The 16,328-nt window shown below is 70.5% G+C and carries 12 protein-coding genes and 1 pseudogene; 9 read left to right on the top strand and 4 right to left on the bottom strand.

Going from position 1 to position 16,328, the window contains the following annotated elements; translation table 11 throughout:
• Both R5W23_RS02380 and R5W23_RS02375 read right to left on the bottom strand, forming a co-directional pair.
• A partial coding sequence (locus R5W23_RS02380) for a hypothetical protein (RefSeq protein ID WP_320684940.1) occupies positions 1-180 on the bottom strand: 180 nt, incomplete at its 3' end.
• 31 nt (positions 181-211) lie between these two features.
• Entirely contained in the window at positions 212-511 is a 300-nt protein-coding gene (locus tag R5W23_RS02375; protein WP_261189484.1) for an STAS domain-containing protein, read from the bottom strand.
• A 370-nt stretch (positions 512-881) separates the two neighbouring features.
• Between R5W23_RS02375 and R5W23_RS02370 the strand changes: the two genes are divergently transcribed.
• From R5W23_RS02370 to R5W23_RS02350, 5 genes are all read left to right on the top strand, one after another.
• Complete coding sequence (locus tag R5W23_RS02370) at positions 882-2,828, top strand: methyl-accepting chemotaxis protein (protein WP_320684939.1); 1,947 nt, start codon at positions 882-884, stop codon at positions 2,826-2,828.
• A 29-nt stretch (positions 2,829-2,857) separates the two neighbouring features.
• Entirely contained in the window at positions 2,858-4,369 is a 1,512-nt protein-coding gene (locus R5W23_RS02365) for a chemotaxis protein CheW (protein WP_320684938.1), read from the top strand.
• Between the two features lie 78 nt (positions 4,370-4,447).
• A complete protein-coding gene (locus tag R5W23_RS02360; protein ID WP_320684937.1) occupies positions 4,448-5,551 on the top strand; it encodes a protein-glutamate methylesterase/protein-glutamine glutaminase in 1,104 nt (367 codons plus the stop codon).
• Between the two features lie 15 nt (positions 5,552-5,566).
• Entirely contained in the window at positions 5,567-6,433 is an 867-nt protein-coding gene (locus tag R5W23_RS02355; RefSeq protein WP_261189480.1) for a CheR family methyltransferase, read from the top strand.
• Positions 6,434-6,571: 138 nt separating this feature from the next.
• Positions 6,572-8,920, top strand: a complete 2,349-nt coding sequence (locus tag R5W23_RS02350; protein ID WP_320684936.1) for a chemotaxis protein CheA — start codon at positions 6,572-6,574, stop codon at positions 8,918-8,920.
• A 322-nt stretch (positions 8,921-9,242) separates the two neighbouring features.
• Here the strand turns inward: R5W23_RS02350 and R5W23_RS02345 are convergent, their stop codons facing one another.
• Positions 9,243-11,285 (bottom strand): ATP-binding protein, encoded by a 2,043-nt coding sequence (locus R5W23_RS02345; RefSeq protein WP_320684935.1) that lies wholly within the window; start codon positions 11,283-11,285, stop codon positions 9,243-9,245.
• Between the two features lie 441 nt (positions 11,286-11,726).
• Here R5W23_RS02345 and R5W23_RS02340 point away from each other — a divergent pair, with 441 nt between their 5' ends.
• Both R5W23_RS02340 and R5W23_RS02335 read left to right on the top strand, forming a co-directional pair.
• Complete coding sequence (locus R5W23_RS02340) at positions 11,727-12,101, top strand: helix-turn-helix domain-containing protein (RefSeq protein ID WP_320684934.1); 375 nt, start codon at positions 11,727-11,729, stop codon at positions 12,099-12,101.
• On the top strand, positions 12,052-12,834 hold the full coding sequence (locus R5W23_RS02335) for a hypothetical protein (RefSeq protein WP_320684933.1): 783 nt from the start codon (positions 12,052-12,054) through the stop codon (positions 12,832-12,834). The genes R5W23_RS02340 and R5W23_RS02335 overlap by 50 nt, the downstream gene beginning before the upstream one ends.
• A gap of 36 nt (positions 12,835-12,870) precedes the next feature.
• Here the strand turns inward: R5W23_RS02335 and R5W23_RS32490 are convergent.
• A pseudogene (locus R5W23_RS32490) lies at positions 12,871-13,098 on the bottom strand (RNA polymerase sigma factor); the annotation flags it as partial.
• A 124-nt stretch (positions 13,099-13,222) separates the two neighbouring features.
• Between R5W23_RS32490 and R5W23_RS02330 the strand changes: the two are divergent.
• Together R5W23_RS02330 and R5W23_RS02325 are read left to right on the top strand one after the other, a co-directional pair.
• Entirely contained in the window at positions 13,223-14,608 is a 1,386-nt protein-coding gene (locus tag R5W23_RS02330) for a DEAD/DEAH box helicase family protein (RefSeq protein WP_320684932.1), read from the top strand.
• 124 nt (positions 14,609-14,732) lie between these two features.
• A complete protein-coding gene (locus R5W23_RS02325; RefSeq protein ID WP_320684931.1) occupies positions 14,733-16,043 on the top strand; it encodes a DUF790 family protein in 1,311 nt (436 codons plus the stop codon).
• Positions 16,044-16,328: the final 285 nt, after the last annotated feature.

Genomic DNA, 16,328 nt, shown 5'->3' with positions numbered 1-16,328 from the left:
GCCGGCGGCGCGGGCCGCCCGCGCCGCCCCCTCCTTGCTCCGCCGAGCGATGCTCGCGAAGCTGGTGCACACCTGGGCCACCGCCCCCTCGATGTGTCGGGCCGTCTCCCCGAGTTGTGCGGACAGTACGTCGAGCACGACCCCGACCTCGGGTGCGCGTGCGGTGTCGGTCGGAGCCATCATCTTGCCCCCGAAGGTCACGTTGGGCCGGTCAGAGGCCGAGGGCCGCGCCCAGGCCCGCTAGACGCAGGTACGCGGCCGCGGGCGGCTGCACCCCGGCGGCCGAAAACGGGAGCCCGCGCGCCCGGCACGCGCGGCCGGCCGCGAACAGGAGCTGCACCGCCCCGGTCGGCAGGAACGGGGCGGCGGAGCAGTCGAACGTGACCCCGCGCCGGCCGTCCACCGCGGCCCGAGCGGCGGTGAGCAGGGCCGCGAGTTCGTCCGCTTCGACCGTCTCGGTGAGGGTCAATCGGATGGGGCCGGCCGAGGCCGGGGGAACGGGGGGGCTCATTGTGTCCTCGCCGGTGCTGATAACAACCCCAGATCGAAGCTCCGTGGGCATTGTTGCACACGCTTCAACCCCTCGATGAATTCGTGCAGCGACTATTGTCGGCCGCGGGGTTTTCATGCCCGCGGATAGAGCCCCTTTAAGGGGACGTGTGAAAACTGACACGGCTGCGCGAACTGAGAAAAAAAGTGCCAAGTTTGTCCGCATTCCTCCTGTCAGAAAATCGGCGTTCTAAACGTTGAGCATTGGCCAGACCTCAATCAGCTTTTGCCGGTGCCGCAGCAGCTTGCAGCGATCACACCGGCTACTGACCATTTAGACTGACCGGCCGCAGTTCGGTCGGCACGAGGACGTTCGTACCCGGAGACGCGCAATGGCCCGACTCGCACCCCAGCCCGGCTCGTCGAACAACGGTCACGCGGCGCCGCACAACCGGTTCGCCGGCGCGGACCCGGACGCCTCCGCCCACCGGGCCAGCGCCCGCGACCGGGCCAAGGAGAAGGCCAGCGCGCGGACCGCGGCCAAGCGGCAGCAGGCGGCCGAGCGGATCGCCGCGGCTACCGAGCAACTGTCCGGGGGCGTGGCCGAGGCGAACGCCGCGGTGGCTCAGCTCGAGCGGCAGATGGAGCAGATCGCCAGCGGGGCGGTCGAGTCCTCGAAGGCGGCCGAGAGCAGCCTGGCGGCGATCGAGGAGATCAACGCGGCCAGCACCCAGGCGGTCGCCGCCGCCGCCCAGTCGCTCCGCAAGGTGAACAACATCCAGGAGCTGGTCCGCGGGGCCAGCACCGACATCGAGCTGCTGATCCAGGGCGTCAGCACGTCCGCCCAGGCGAACATCGAGTCGGCGAAGCTGGTCGCGCAACTGGAGCAGCAGAGCGCGGAGATCGGGACCATCGTGGAGGCGGTGGTGCGGATCGCCGACCAGACCAACCTGCTGGCGCTGAACGCGGCCATCGAGGCGGCCCGCGCGGGCCAGCACGGCAAGGGGTTCGCGGTGGTGGCCGACGAGGTGCGCAACCTGGCGGAGACGAGCGAGAAGTCGGCCCGCAACATCCGCGACCTGGTGGAGAAGATCCAGGCCGACGTGAAGCTGGTGGTGGCGGACGTGGAGAAGGCCGGGCGGGCGGCGGCCGAGGAGGTGGAGAAGGCCAAGAAGGTGACCGCCGACCTGAAGCGGGTGGCAGACGACACCGCTGACATCCAGAAGGCGTGCGCGGCCATCAACGACGGCGCGAAGGAGGCCGCGACCGGGGCCGAGCAGTTCCAGCAGGGCGCGCAGGCGGTGGCCAGCGCCTCCGAGGAGGCCAGCGCCGCGGCCGAGGAAGCCAGTAAGGCGGTGGGCGAGCAGGGCAAGGCGCTGGAGGAGATGAGCAAGGGGGCGGACGAGCTGAGCAACATGGCCGAGGAGCTCAAGACCTCGACCAACTCGGAGAAGTCGAGCGAGGAGCTGGCGGCGGCGGCCGAGGAGCTGTCGGCCACGATCCAGGAGGCGAACGCGGCGAGCCAGCAGATCACGGCCGCGATCCAGCAGATCGCCAAGGGCGCGCAGGTGCAGGCCGCCGCGACCACCCAGTCCGGCACCGCCGCCAAGCAGATCGAGGGCGCCGCCCGGGCCATGCAGGGCAAGGCCACCGAGTCCATGGACCGGGCCGACGCGCTGATGAGGCTGCTGGCCGAGAACAAGGCCGGGGTGGACGCCATGATCCGCGGGATCAACGACGCCGCCACCGCCTCGGTCAAGTCGGCGTCCAACATCAAGGCGCTCGAGGAGCGCACCCGGATGATCGACAAGATCGTGGACGCGATCGTGAACGTGACCATCCAGACGAATCTGCTGGCGGTGAACGGCGGGATCGAGGCGGCCCGGGCCGGGGAGTACGGGCGCGGGTTCGCGGTGGTGGCCGCGGACGTGCGGAACCTGGCCGGCGAGTCGAGCGAGAACGCGGACAAGATCAAGGACCTGGTGCGCAACATCCAGAAGCAGATCACCACCGTGGCCGGCGACATCGAGGCGTCCGGCAAGGAGGCCGCGGGGGAGGTGCAGAAGGCCAAGAAGACGACGGCCGACCTGGAGCGCATCACGGCCGACTTCGAGGAGGTGCGCCGCGGGGTGAGCGAGATCAAGGCCGGCCAGGACCAGGCGCTGCAGGCGGTCCAGACGGCCGCCGCCGCGGTCCAGCAGATCGCGAAGGCGGCGCAGGAGGCCAGCGAGGTGGCGACCCAGGCGTCGGCGGCGGCCCAGCAGGGGGGGAAGGGGATGAACGAGCTGGCGTCGGCGGTCGAGGAGATCTCGGCCCTGGCCGACGAGCTCCAGAACTGACCCCCACCCCTATAAACGGAGGATCGCACATGGCGGAGCAGACTTCCGCACTCCGGCCCCCCGCGGGCGACGGCGCGGGCGAGGCACACGAGCTGGTCACCTGCGTGCTGGGCGGGGTCGAGTTCGGGATCGACATCAGCGCGGTGCAGGAGATCGTGCGGCGGCCCAAGATCACCCCGGTGCCCCGGGCCCCGAGGTACGTCGAGGGGGTCGCGAACCTGCGGGGCAACGTGCTCCCGATTGTGAACTCCCGCGCCCGGTTCGGGATGCCGCCGGCGGACAACGCGGACAACAACCGCGTGGTGGTGGTGGAACTCAACGGCGCCCCCACCGGGCTGATCGTGGACGCGGTGCGCGAGGTGATGCACGTCCGGCCGTCCGACGTGGAGCGCGCGCCGGCCGCGGTGCAGAGCGTGGACGGGCGGTTCCTGCGCGGGGTGGTGAAGCTGAACGGCGGCCAGCGGCTGGTGCTGCTGCTGGACCACAACTCGATCCTCGACGCGGCGCGGCCGGCCGACGACGCGGCCCCGCGCGGCCCGGACCCCGGCGCCGACCCCGCCGCGTCCGGCGCCGCCCTCCGCGCGGCGGCGGTGCGGGCCGAGGAGCACGAGCACCTGGTCACGTTCCGGGTCGGCGCGGAGGAGTACGGCGTCCCGATCATGGACGTGCAGGAGATCATCCGCGTCCCGCCCATCAGCACGGTGCCCAACGCCCCGGCCGGCGTGGTCGGCATCGCCAGCCTGCGGAACCGCATCCTGCCGGTGCTGGACCTGCGGGCCAAATTCGGCCTGCCCCCGCTCCCGAAGGACGCCCGCCGCGGCGACGAGCGGTGCCTGGTGGTGGGCGTCGGCGGGGCCGCGCTGGCGCTGCGGGTGGACGCCGTCAACCAGGTGCTCCAGGTGCCCCAAGCGACGGTCGAGCGCACGCCCCCGATCATGGGCGGCGGGGCCGGGGACACCCAGGTCCGCGGCATCGCCAAGCTGAACGGCGGCAAGCGGCTGATCATGCTGTTGGCGGTCGAGAAGCTGGTCACCCAGTCGGAGCTGAGCGCGATGACCGAGACGAGCGGCCGGGCGGAGCAGGGGGCCGGCGCGGCCGAGTCCGACGAGCGCCAACTGGTGACCTTCAAGGTCGCCGACGAGGAGTTCGCGGTGGACATCATGCAGGTGCAGGAGATCGTCCGGCTGGGCCGTGTGACCAAGGTGCCGCACGTGCCCGAGTTCGTCGAGGGGGTGGTGAACCTGCGCGGCAGCGTGCTCCCGGTGATCGACCTGCGCAAGCGGGTCCACCTGGCCCGCAAGGACTACTCGGACGCCACCCGGGTCGTGGTGGTGGACCTGGGCGGGTCGAAGACCGGGATCATCGTGGACGCGGTGTCCGAGGTGATGCGGGTCCGGGCCCGGGACCTGGAGCCGGCCCCGCCCATCGTCCGCAGCCGGTACGGGGACCACATCATCGAGGGCGTCGGCAAGCTGAACCGCGGGGACCGCATGTTCCTGCTGCTCCGGGCCGACGAACTGCTCAAGGCCGAGGCCGCGTAGGCCGCGTAGGCCGCGGCGGCCGTGCGGCGCCGGTCCGGCGCCCCGGGTTCGTTCCGTTGTGTCGTGTGGGGGCGGATCATGTCAACTACCAACTCGGCCCGCCCGGTGCGGGTCGTTCTGGCCGACGACTCGGCCCTGATGCGCAAGAAGCTGCGCGAGATCATCGAATCGGACCCGGCGCTCCAGGTGGTCGCGTGCGCCCGCGACGGGGCCGCCGCGGTGGACGCGGTGCGCGAGCACGACCCGGACGTGGTCACGCTCGACATCAACATGCCGGTCATGGACGGCATGACCGCGCTCCAGGCGATCATGCACGAGTCCCCGCGGCCCGTGCTCATCATCAGCTCCCTCACCCAGGAGGGCGCGCTGGCCACCTACGAGTGCCTGGAGCTGGGCGCGGTGGACGTGCTGCCCAAACTGGGCGGCACCATCTCGGCCGACATCGAGCGCCAGAGCCGCGATATCATCGAGAAGGTGAAGGCCGCGGCCCGCGCCCGGGTGCGGCGCCCCGGCGCCCGGCGCCCGGCCCCGGCCCCGGCCCCCGCGCCCGAAGTTGCGGTGCTCCCCACGGAGCGCAGCGCGGTCAAGGGTGCGCGGGCCGACCGGGTCGTCGCGATCGGCGTCTCGACCGGGGGGCCGAAGACGCTCCAGGAGGTGGTCCCGCAACTGCCGCCGGACCTGCCCGCGGCGGTGGTGATCGTGCAGCACATGCCCGAGACGTTCACCGCCTCGTTCGCCCGCAGTCTGGGGCGCACGAGCCAGATGCCGGTGAAGGAGGCCGAGGCCGGGGACGTGCTGCTCAACGGCCACGTGTACGTGGCCCGCGGCGGCAAGCACCTGATCTTCGCCGACCGGCGCCCGACGGGCGGGGTCATGGCGCGGTACGTGACCCAGCCGGCGGACGCGCTGCACATCCCGTCCGTGGACGTGATGATGCACTCGGCGGTGGAGGCGTTCGGGGCGCGGGTGGTGGGCGTGCTGCTCACCGGCATGGGGTGCGACGGGGCCGACGGGATGGTGGCCATCCGCCGGGCCGGGGGCGAGACCATCGCCGAGGACGAGAGCACGTGCGTGGTGTACGGGATGCCCGCGGTGGCCGCCGCCCGGGGCGGGGCCGCCCACGTGCTCCCGTGCCACGAGGTGGCGACCAAAGTTGTGTCGTTGTTGCGCCGCAACCGCTGACATCGGAAAACCCCAATGGACCTTCCCCAGGAAGAGTTCGCCCTGATCCGCGACCTGATCTACGACCGCACCGGGCTGATGTTCGAGGACAAGAAGCGGCCGTTCTTGGCGCCCCGGGTGGCGCGGCGGGTCCGGGCCGCCCGGTGCGACGGCCCGCGCGACTACTACCACCTGCTCCGGTACGGGGATCCGGACGGGCGGGAGTTCCAGGAGCTGGTGGACCAGGTGACCACCAACGAGACGTACTTCTTCCGCGACTACCCGCAGCTCGAGTGCTTCGCCAACGAGGTGCTGCCGCAGGTCGCGGAGCAGAAGCGCCGGGCCGGTGAATACGCCCTGAGCGTGTGGAGCGCGTGCTGCTCCACGGGCGACGAGGCGTACACCCTAGCCATCATCCTGACCGCGTGCCTGGACGACTTCAAGCGGTGGGACGTGCGGCTGTTGGGCACCGACATCGACACCAAGGTGCTGGCCGAGGCCCGCAAGGCCGAGTACCCGCGGCGCAACGTGAAGGATGTGGCCCCGGAGTATCTGGAGCGGTACTTCGTGCCCGTCCGCGACGGGTACCGGGTGGCGGACCCGATCCGCAAGATGGTCGCGTTCGAGCGCCTGAACCTGATGGACGCGGACCGCATGGGGCGGCAGCGCGGGTTCGACTTCGTGTTCTGCCGCAACGCGCTGATCTACTTCGACGACGCCTCCCGGCGCCGGGTCCTCGGGGGCTTCCACGAGGCGCTGCGGCCGGGCGGGTTCGTGTTCCTCGGGCACTCGGAGTCGGTGGGCCGGATCACCCGGGCGTTCGAGGCGGTGCAGTTCGCCGACGGGGGGGTGGTGTACCGCAAACCCGGCGGGCGCCGGCTCCCGACCGGCGCCGGCGCGTGACGGCGCGGCCGCCGTGACGCCGCACACCAACCCGCACGCTCCCGCCGATCCGACCGAGCCGGGGCCGTATAACTCGTTCGGGCGGAAGGCCGAGCCGCCGGTGCGGATGCAGGAGCTTAGACGAGAAGGGAAACGCTTATGAGCCCGGCACCCGAATGCGACAGCGCCACACCGGGCGAGCCGCCCGTGGCGCCCGCAACCGCGGACCTCGTGGCCGCGCTCGCGCGGAGCCTGTTGCGCCTGGAAGACGGGTCCGACCTGGGCGCCGCCGCGGGCGACGCGCGGGCGCTGGCGGGCGCGCTCGCCGGGACGGACCCGGCGGTCGTCCGGCTCGCGGCCCTGCTCGCGGAGGTCACGGTCGAGCTGCGGGACGGCCGGGTCGGTTCTGCCCACGGACTGACGGACGCGCTGCTGGCGGCCGCGGACGCCCTGGCCGGACCCACCGACCTGGTGTGTGTGGGCCAAGCTGAGGACGCGCTACGCGCAGCGGTCGCGCGGGCGCCGGGGCCGGCGCGGTCCGGAGCCGCGCTCGCGCCCTGGCCCGGCCCGGGTGATGCGGTCGCCGCCGACACGCTGGCACAGTTCACCGCCGAGGCGCTCGACGGCCTGCACGACGCGGAGGCCGCGCTCCTCGACTTGGAGGCCGGCGCCGACACCGCGGGCGTCGTCCACCGGATGTTCCGCGCGGTTCACAGCATCAAAGGCGCGGCCGATTTCGTGGGCCTGGCGCAGCTCCGCGCGCTCGGCCACCGGCTCGAGAACGTGCTCGAACTGTGCCGCGGCTCGCGCCTCGCGGTCACCCCGGCCGTGACCGACCTGGTGTTCCAGGGGCTCGATCACCTCAAGTCGATGGTCGCAGCGCTGTCGCCCGCGGGCGAGGCGGATCGCGACCTGGCCGCGTTCGTCGCGTCGCTGGACGCGCTCTGTGCGGGCGCGGCCGAGGGGCGCGGGGGGCCGCCGGGGGAGCCGCTGGAGGCGCTCGCGGGCGAGCTGACGGCGCTCGCCCGGAACGGCTCCCCGGGCGCGCTGGACCGCGTGCGCGCGGCGTCCGCCGCACTGGCCCCCGAGCAGGCCGGCGAGCTGACCGCGATCCTCGACCGGCTGTCGGCGGCCCGCACGCACCTCCTCGCGGCGATGGGCACGGAAGGGCCGGGCGCCGCGGACGTGGGCGCGCCGCTCCCGTCGCCCGCCCCGGCCCCGCGTGCGGCGACGCCCGAGCCGGGGCCGAAGCCCGCCCCCGCCGCCGCAACCGAACCGACCGCGAAGGCGAGCGCGAAGACGATGCGCGTGGACCAGCGCAAGCTCGACGAGTACGTGAACCTCGCCGGCGAGCTGGTGATCGCGCGGAACGCGCTGGTCCACGCGCACCGCCACTTCCAGTCGGACCGCGCCGGGCACGCCGCCCTCAAGGACGCCATCGACAAGGTGTGCCGCATTGCCGGCGACGTGCAGAGCAACGCGATGTCCATGCGCATGGTGCCCGTCGGCACCGTGTTCCAGCGGTTCCCGCGGCTCGTGCGCGACGTGGCGAAGACGCTCTCCAAACAGATCGAACTGCGGCTCGAGGGCGAGGACACGGAACTCGACAAGCAGGTGGCCGAGGCGCTGAGCGACCCGCTGGTTCACTTGGTGCGGAACGCGGCCGACCACGGGGTCGAAGCCCCGGACCGCCGCGCCGCGGCGGGTAAGCCGTGCGCCGGCACCATCACCCTGCGCGCCGGGCGCGAGGGGAACGCGGTGCTCATCGACGTGCAGGACGACGGCGGCGGCATCGACCCCGAGCGGGTCAAGGCGAAGGCGGTCGCGATGGGCGTGGTCACCGCGGAACAGGCGGCGGCGCTGTCGCGCGAGCAGGCGCTGCAACTGATCTTCGCCCCCGGGCTGAGCACCGCCGCGGCGGTCAGCGACCTGTCCGGCCGCGGCGTCGGCATGGACGTGGTGAAGAGCAACATCGCGGCCCTCGGGGGCGCGGTGACGGTCCACTCGGAGCCGGGGGCGGGGACCCGGGTGCGGCTCGCGCTGCCGCTGACGCTGGCGGTCACCACGGTGGTGCTGGTCGAATCCGGCGGCACGCTGTTCGGGGTGCCGATCGACACGGTTCAGGAGACCCTGAAGGTCGAGCCGGGCGGGTTCCGGCACCTGCGCGGGGTGCGCGCGGTCGCGCTCCGCGGGGCGATCACGCCGGTAAAGCCTCTGGCGGAGTTGGTCGGCCTCGACGGCGCGCCTGAGCCGGCGGGCGACCGGGTGCCGGTCGTGGTGCTCAACGTGGGCGGTGAGCGGTTCGGCGTCACCGTGGGCGCGCTCCGCGGGCAGCAGGAGGTCGTTCTGAAGCCGGTGCCGCCGATGTTCGGGCGGCTCGACGGGATCGGTGGGGCGACGATCATGGGCGACGGGAGCGTGGTGCTGGTGCTCGATCCGGTAGGGCTGTATCGGCTCGCGCTGGGCGGGGAGCGAACGGCCGCCGGCCCGTACCGCACGGGCCCGTGACCGCAATGTGATCGGGGCAAACGGGTGCGGGAACAATCCGACTGATTGACACCCGCCGGGCGGCGCGGGTTCTGCCCGCAGGGCCGGCACGGGACCGGAAGGCGCGCCCGGCCGGACCACGGGGATGCCGACAGCGGCCTCACCGTCGGCCGGGGGGGACGCGCTACCGCGCCCGCACTCCGGATGAAGCCACCGGCGCGTTGACCGTTACGAAGAAGACCGAACGCGCCAACATCCGACGGGCCGAGCCGCCCCGCGGGTTCTCGGTCGTGGCGGCGCGCCCCGCGCCCGGGAGGACAGTGGGACGACACGCGCACCCCGGCTATCGGGCGTCGAGCACCTCGCGGACCTTCTGAACCAGGGCGTCGGGCGAGAACGGCTTCTGGAGGAACGCCACGTCGGCCTCCAGCACCCCGTGCCGCACCACCGTGTCGTCCGTGTACCCCGACAGGAACAGCACCCGCATCTCCGGGCGCAGGACCCGCAGCCGCTCGGCCGCCTGCCGGCCGCCCATGCTTGGCATCACCACGTCCGTCGCCAGCAGGTGGATCGGCCCGTCGTGCCGCTCGCACAGGTGCAGCGCCTCCCCGCCGTGCCGGGCCTCCAGTACCGTGTACCCGGCCCGCTGGAGGACCATCTTGGCCAGCCGCCGCAGGCCGTCCTCGTCCTCGGCCAGTAGAACCGTTTCGCTCCCGCGGGCGGGCGTGGGGCGGAGCGCGGCCCCGGACTCGGAGGACGAGGGGGCGGACCGGTCGCGCGGCAGGTACGCCTTGAACGTGGTCCCGACGCCGACCTCGCTGTACACCTCGATGTGCCCGCCGGACTGCTTGACGATGCCGAACACGGTGGCCAGCCCGAGCCCGGTCCCGTTCTCCCCCTTGGTGGTGAAGAACGGCTCGAAGATCCGGGCCTTCGTGGCCGCGTCCATCCCGCACCCGGTGTCGGTCACGGCCAACCGCACGTACTGCCCTGGCCGGGCCTCGGGGTGGACGCTCACGTACCCAGCGTCCAGCGTCACGTTCGCCGTCTCGATGGTGAGCTGCCCGCCGGTCGGCATGGCGTCCCGCGCGTTGACCGCGAGGTTCATGACCACCTGCTCGATCTGGCCGGCGTCCGCCTGGACCACCCACGGCTCGGGGGCGCCGCGGACGGTCAGGTCCACGTCCGCCCCGATGAGCTGCGCGAGAATCCGGCTCATGCCGGCGAGCAGGTCGTCCAGGTTCAGGCTGGTGGGCTGGAGCACCTGCTTGCGGCTGAACGCCAGGAGCTGCCGGGTGAGCACCGCGGCCCGCTGCCCGGCGTCCCGGATCATCTCGACCGACTCGCGGTGCGGGGTCCCGCTCGGTAGCGTGTCGAGCACGATCTTGCTGAACCCGTTGATGACGGTGAGCAGGTTGTTAAAGTCGTGCGCGACGCCCCCGGCCAGCCGCCCCACCGCCTCCATCTTTTGGGCCTGCCGGAACTGGTCCTCGAGCTGCCGCCGGTCGGTGACATCGTCGATCACCCCGACCCATTCCAGCACCCGCCCGTCCGCGTCCCGCACCGGGAGCCCGCGGGACGCGACCTGGCGCCACGTGCCGTCGGTCCGCCGGAGCCGGTACTCCATCTGGAACGGCTGCCCCCGGGCGATGGCGTCGGACGCGACGGACCCAACCCGCGCGCGATCGTCGGGGTGGGTGCGCTCGAGCCAACTGGCGGCCGGGACCGGGGCGTCGGTAACGCCGAAGTAGTCCTCGCCCCCGTGAACGACGACCGGGGTGCCGTCCGGGGCCATGACCCAGACGATCTGGGCCGCGGCCGTCACCAGGGTGCGGTACCGCCGCTCGCTCCGCCGCAGGGCCTCCCCCCGCTCGGCCGTGGCCGCCCGTCCCCGCTCGAACGCCTGGGCGTTGTGCAGGGCCGCGGCGAGCAGCGCGGCCATGAGCTGGAGGGTGTTGACTTCTTGGTCGCCGAACGCCCCGGGGCGGTTAGAGAGCACCTTGAGGACGCCTACGACGGTGCCCTGGTAGCGGAGCGGGACGACGACCATCGAGCGGACCCCGACCCGGCGGCAGGCGTCCTTGTCGACGCGCGGGTCGGTCTCGGAGTCGTCGCACCGGAGCACCTCGCCGGTGCGGACGCACAGACCGGACAGGCTTGTGGCGATCTTGAGGCGGACGCCCAGGGACGCGGCGGCGGTGCCGGCGACGGCCTGGTACACCATCTCGTCCCCCTCGGCCAGCTCGACGACGGCCCCGTCCGCGCCGGTGAGCGTCTGGGTGCGCGCGGTGATGACGCGCATGACGGCGTCGGGCTCGAGCCCGGCGGTAGCCACCTCCTGCTGGGTGGCGACGATGGCCGCGAGCAACTCCGTTTCGGTACGCAACGGCCTATCGGTATTGTTGGTTTGACTCATCGCAGCGGGTCCGGCGAGAGAGTGCCGGCGCGCGTACGGTGGAACGCGGATGCCGGCCGGGCGTGCCGCCGTCGGAACAGTTGCGCCAGCAATGGGTCAAAGCTGTAGCCGTTCCGCGCCGTTCGCAATTTGTATTTCCGCTAAATAGTTAACACGATCTGGGCGCCCGTGTCAACGAGCCACCGGGGGCAGGCAGGACGATTGCAAAGTTTGGAATGTTGGTTAATGTGTTGACGGGTTGTGAGTTACTCCGTTGCGGAAGGGCACCGGTGGCACCCGTGTCATCCGACTCGTTGTTGGCGGCCTTTCAGCAACGGTGGTGTCCTGTTCGTCTTGCGTGCGGCTGCTGATGTGTGGTAAGAAGTTACGTCGTTGGCGTGGTGTTTGCCCTCGCGCGGGTCGAGATCAGTTATGGGCGACCTGAGTCGGTTCTGTTGCCTGAACGCGGGTTGCCCGGGCCACGGGAAGCGGAATCACGGGAACCTGACGGTGCCGGCCCGGTACGGGCCGAACAGCACCCGGGTGCTGCGGTGCTCCACGTGCCAGGCGCGGTTCTCGGAGCGCAAGGGCACGCCCCTGTACGGCACCCGGTTATCTGCCGACACGGTGGTGTCGGTGTTGGCCCATGTGGCCGAGGGCGCCGGTGCGCGCAAGACCGCTCGGTTGGTCGGAGTACACCGGGACACGATCACCCGGTACATCCGTCAGGCCGGCGAACACGCCCAGCAGCTCCACGATGAGTTGGTGGCCCTTTCTCCCCCGCACGAACGAACTCCAGCTCGATGAGAAGTGGAGCTTCGTGGCCCGCAAGGAGAAGAATTGTGGTCCCGAGGAGCGGCGCCGTGGGGACTGTTGGGGCCACGTGGCCCTGGACCCGGAGCACCGCCTGGTGGTGAGCCGGGTGGTCGCCAAGCGGACCGAGGACGCGACCGACGAGCGGGTGCGGGACGCGCATCGGCGGACCGACGGACGGACCATGCGGCTGATCACCTCCGACGAGTACCCGGTGTACGAGACGGCGGTCCGCGCCACGTACGGCCGAGTGGTGACCCCGCCCCGGACCGGGCGACCGGGGCGCCCGCGGAACCCGTACACGGTTATCCCGCCCGCGGTCACGTACGCGACCGTGCACAAGGAACGGAAGAACAACCGCGTGGTGGGCGTGAGTACGCGGGTGGTGTTCGGGACCGCGGCCGCGGTAGCAACCGCGCTGGTGGCGTCGGCGGTGAGCGCCGTGGTGAACACGTGCTTCGTGGAGCGGCACAACGGGACCGATCGGAACCGGTGCCGCCGCAAGGTGCGCAAGAGCTGCGGGGTCTCGAAGGACTGTGGCACGCACCGGGCCGCGACCGCGTTCCGTTACTTCAGCTACAACTTCTGCTGGCCCGTCCGCACACCGCGCGTGAAAGGCGAGGGCGGCTGCTATCGGGCACGAACCCCGGCGATGGTGGCCGGGCTCACCGATCACGTGTGGTCGCTCGCCGAATGGTTGGCATTCCCGGCCGTGCAACGCGTGTAGGACACCACCCAATGCCTTGGGATCACGGATGGCGCCGGCCTTCTTCGCCAGAACCAGGAACACCGCCTGGAACGCATCCTCGGCATCCGCTCGCGACCGCGTGACGCGCTGGCACACGCCCAACACCACCCCGCCGTGACGCCGCACCAGTTCGGTGAACGCATTCTGGTCCCGGTGCGCCTCGAGCCGCGCCAGTAGTTCCCCGTCGGGCGCGGCTGCGGGCTCCAGTCGCCGCAGGATTTCGGTCGGACGCGTCGCACTCATCGGTCCCCCTCCATCCCTTACTCCGCGGTACGGCCGGCGCGCGTCGCGCAAAAATCGCGACCGCGGCCCCGATGCTAACCTACCTGCGCTAGGAAAGTGCAGGCCGCGGTGGCATAATTCCGGCATGAGCGACACACCGGTCTTGCTGGGTTACGACCGCGGCACCGTGACCGTGACGGGCGGCCCCGACGGGTTCGTGTACAGCGACCTGCCGGGAGTCGTGCTCGACCCCCGCACGTCCACACACCGCGCGCAGGGCCGGCACTACCGCACCATCGTCGAGCACCTGATCAAAGAGAAACTGCCGTACGAGGACACCGCCCGCGGATGGCCGAAGGAGCCGAGCGGGTGGAAGCTCAACGCCGAGCGGACCGCCCGGGACTACCAACTCGCGGCCGTCGGCGACTGGACGAAGGCCGGGCGCCGCGGCGTGGTGGTAATGCCGACCGGCACCGGGAAAACGTTCGTCGCGTTCCTGTGCATCGAGAAGGTGGGCCGCCCCACCATCATCGTGACGCCGAAAATCGACCTAATGGTGCAGTGGGCACGCGAGCTGGAGCAGAGCTTCGGCGTCGCGGTCGGAATGGTCGGCGGGAACGAGCGCAACTTCCAGCCCATTACGGTCACCACCTACGACTCGGCGTACATCCACCTGGAAACGTGGGCGAACAAGTACGGCCTGATCGTGTTCGACGAGTGCCACCACCTTCCGGGGCCGTCGTACTCCGAAGCCGCGAACGCCAGCCTCGCCCCGTTCCGGCTGGGGCTGACTGCGACACCCGAGCGCGCCGACGGCGGCGAACAAATGTTCCCGCAACTCATCGGCCCGATCTCGTACCGGCTCGACATCACAGACGTTGCGGGTGAGTTCCTGGCCCCCTACGAAACGCGCCGGGTGTACGTCGAACTCACCCAGGAGGAAGAGGAGACGTACCGCAACTGTCGCGAAGAGTACCGCAAGTTCGCCGCCGACCGCGGCATCAGCATGAGCGGCCCGGACGGGTTCCGCCGGTTCCTCTTCGAGGCCAGCAAAGCCCCGGAGGGTTGGAAGGCGGTCCGCGCGTACCGCGAGCAGAAGCGCATCATGCAAACGCCGAGCGGCAAGTTCCGAAAGCTTGAGAACCTGCTCCAGCAGCACGCCAACGACCGCGTCTTGATCTTCACCGCTGACAACGCCACGGTGTACGAGGTCGCGCGCCGGTACCTGATCCCCGCAATGACGAACCAGACGAAGCCCAAGGAGCGCAAAGCGATCCTGGCGAACTTCCACTCCGGCGCGTTCAACGCGGTCGTGACGTGTCAGGTGCTCAACGAGGGCGTGGACGTGCCCGCGGCGGGCGTGGGCATCGTACTGGCCGGCACCGGCAGCGCGACCGAGAACGTGCAGCGGCTCGGCCGCATCCTGCGAAAGTACGCAGACAAACAGGCGGTGCTGTACGAGGTGATCACACGGAACACCGCCGAGGAGTTCGTGAGCGACCGCCGCCGCCAGCATCGCGCGTTCCAGTAACCAAGAAGAGGATTCACCGCAGAGGGCTCGAGAGGACGCAGGGAATTTTAAAGAGCGTGCAACCACCAGATCTGTCCTGGTCTTCTTTGCGCGCTCGCGCGCCCTCTGCGGTGAATAGTGCTTTATGTTGACCGGCAAGATGGTTCGAGTTCGGCACGCGAAGAACAAGCTGGTGCCGCTGTACATCGAACCGAGCGATGAGCACCTGCGCGCGCTCGCCGAGCAGCTCCTGCTCGCGTACCGCAGTGCGCCCGGGCGCACGCGCGGCGAGATCGAAGAGGAGTTCTCGGACCTCGTCCCCGAAGGCCCCCGCGGGCTGCTCCCCGCGGGACTCGCGAAACTGCTCGAAGACCGGTGCGAGTTCGAGGTGTCCGCGGACCATCCGCCGGACCAGCTCCGCGAGGCGGTGTTCAAGGCCGCGGCCGTTGAGCGCGCCGAGGCCGCCAATTCGATGCGCCCGTTCGACCGCGGCGCGGTCATGCGCCAGGTGGCCGAGCAGTTGTCGCTCACCATTCGACCCGAGGACATCGACCGCAGCTTGTTCGCCGACCTCAAGGACGAGCAGCGCGTCATCTCGTTCGACGACATCACCGCCGAGCAGCTCCTTAACCGCTACAACGTCGCACTAGCACAAGCGATTCTGCTCCGCGCCACGCTACTGGAGGTGCGGGTGTATGCGGAAACGCCGGCCCGGTTTCGGCAACTGTTCCGCGCCGTGAAGTTCCACCGGCTCATCTGTACGATCCAAGAAACCCCGGGCGGCAGCTACAAGCTCACACTCGACGGCCCGCTCTCGCTGTTCTCGTCCACGAACAAGTACGGGCTACAGCTCGCGATGTTCCTGCCCACACTCTTGCACTGTAAGGCGTTCGACCTCCGGGCGAACATCCGGTGGGGCGCGGAGCGCAAGGAGAAAACGTTCCAGCTCTCGGGCCTCGACGGGTTGAAGTCGCACGCGCCCGACTTCGGCGTCTACACGCCCCCCGAACTGCAAATGTTCGCCGAGTCGTTCGCGGCGAAGGTGAAGGGCTGGACGATCGATTCGGACCCGCACCCCATCCTGCTGCCGTCGAACACGTGGGTGCCGGACTTCAAGCTCATGCACACGGCGACCGGCAAAGAGGTGTTCGTGGAGATCTTCGGCTTCTGGCGCAAGGGCGACATCGAGGCGCACTACCGGAACCTGTCGAAAGGGGTGCCGGGGAAGTTCGTACTGTGCGTGTCCGAACAGATGCGCGCCGACGACGAATCGGAGGTGGCGTTCGGCGCCGGCGTGTATCGCTACAAGCGCACCCCTCTGGCGGACGAAGTGGCGAGGCTGGCGGCGCGGGTCGCCGGGGTGGAGACGGGCGGGCCATCAATCACGGCATTACTAACCGAAGAAGAAGCCCCGAAACCAAAAGCCAAACCCAAAACGCGAAAGAAAAAAGAGTAGGCGTTCACGGGGTCGCGAGCGGAGCCGGGATGAGTGATACCAAATCCAGAAGTTTCAAGTGGGAGTATTTAGGAATAGCGGACCGCATGGGTGGTCAGGGCCGTTCCGTTATTCACTTTGAGGGGTGCCGATAAGTTTGTATACGTGCTCGGGGTGTAACTGCTCCAGGGTGAACGCACTCAATTCTCTGGGAATCTTAGTAGACCTCATTCACGATAGCGTGGGCGTGTTCGTCCCCCTCCCCCTCCCCAACCGGTGCTCAAGCGGCCTTAGTTCGGTGGTCGG

The sequence above is a fragment of the Gemmata algarum genome, from assembly GCF_034097035.1.
GTDB lineage: Bacteria > Planctomycetota > Planctomycetia > Gemmatales > Gemmataceae > Gemmata > Gemmata algarum.
Note: the sequence above shows the minus strand (reverse complement) of the source record. Positions and strands in the feature narration are given on the sequence as shown.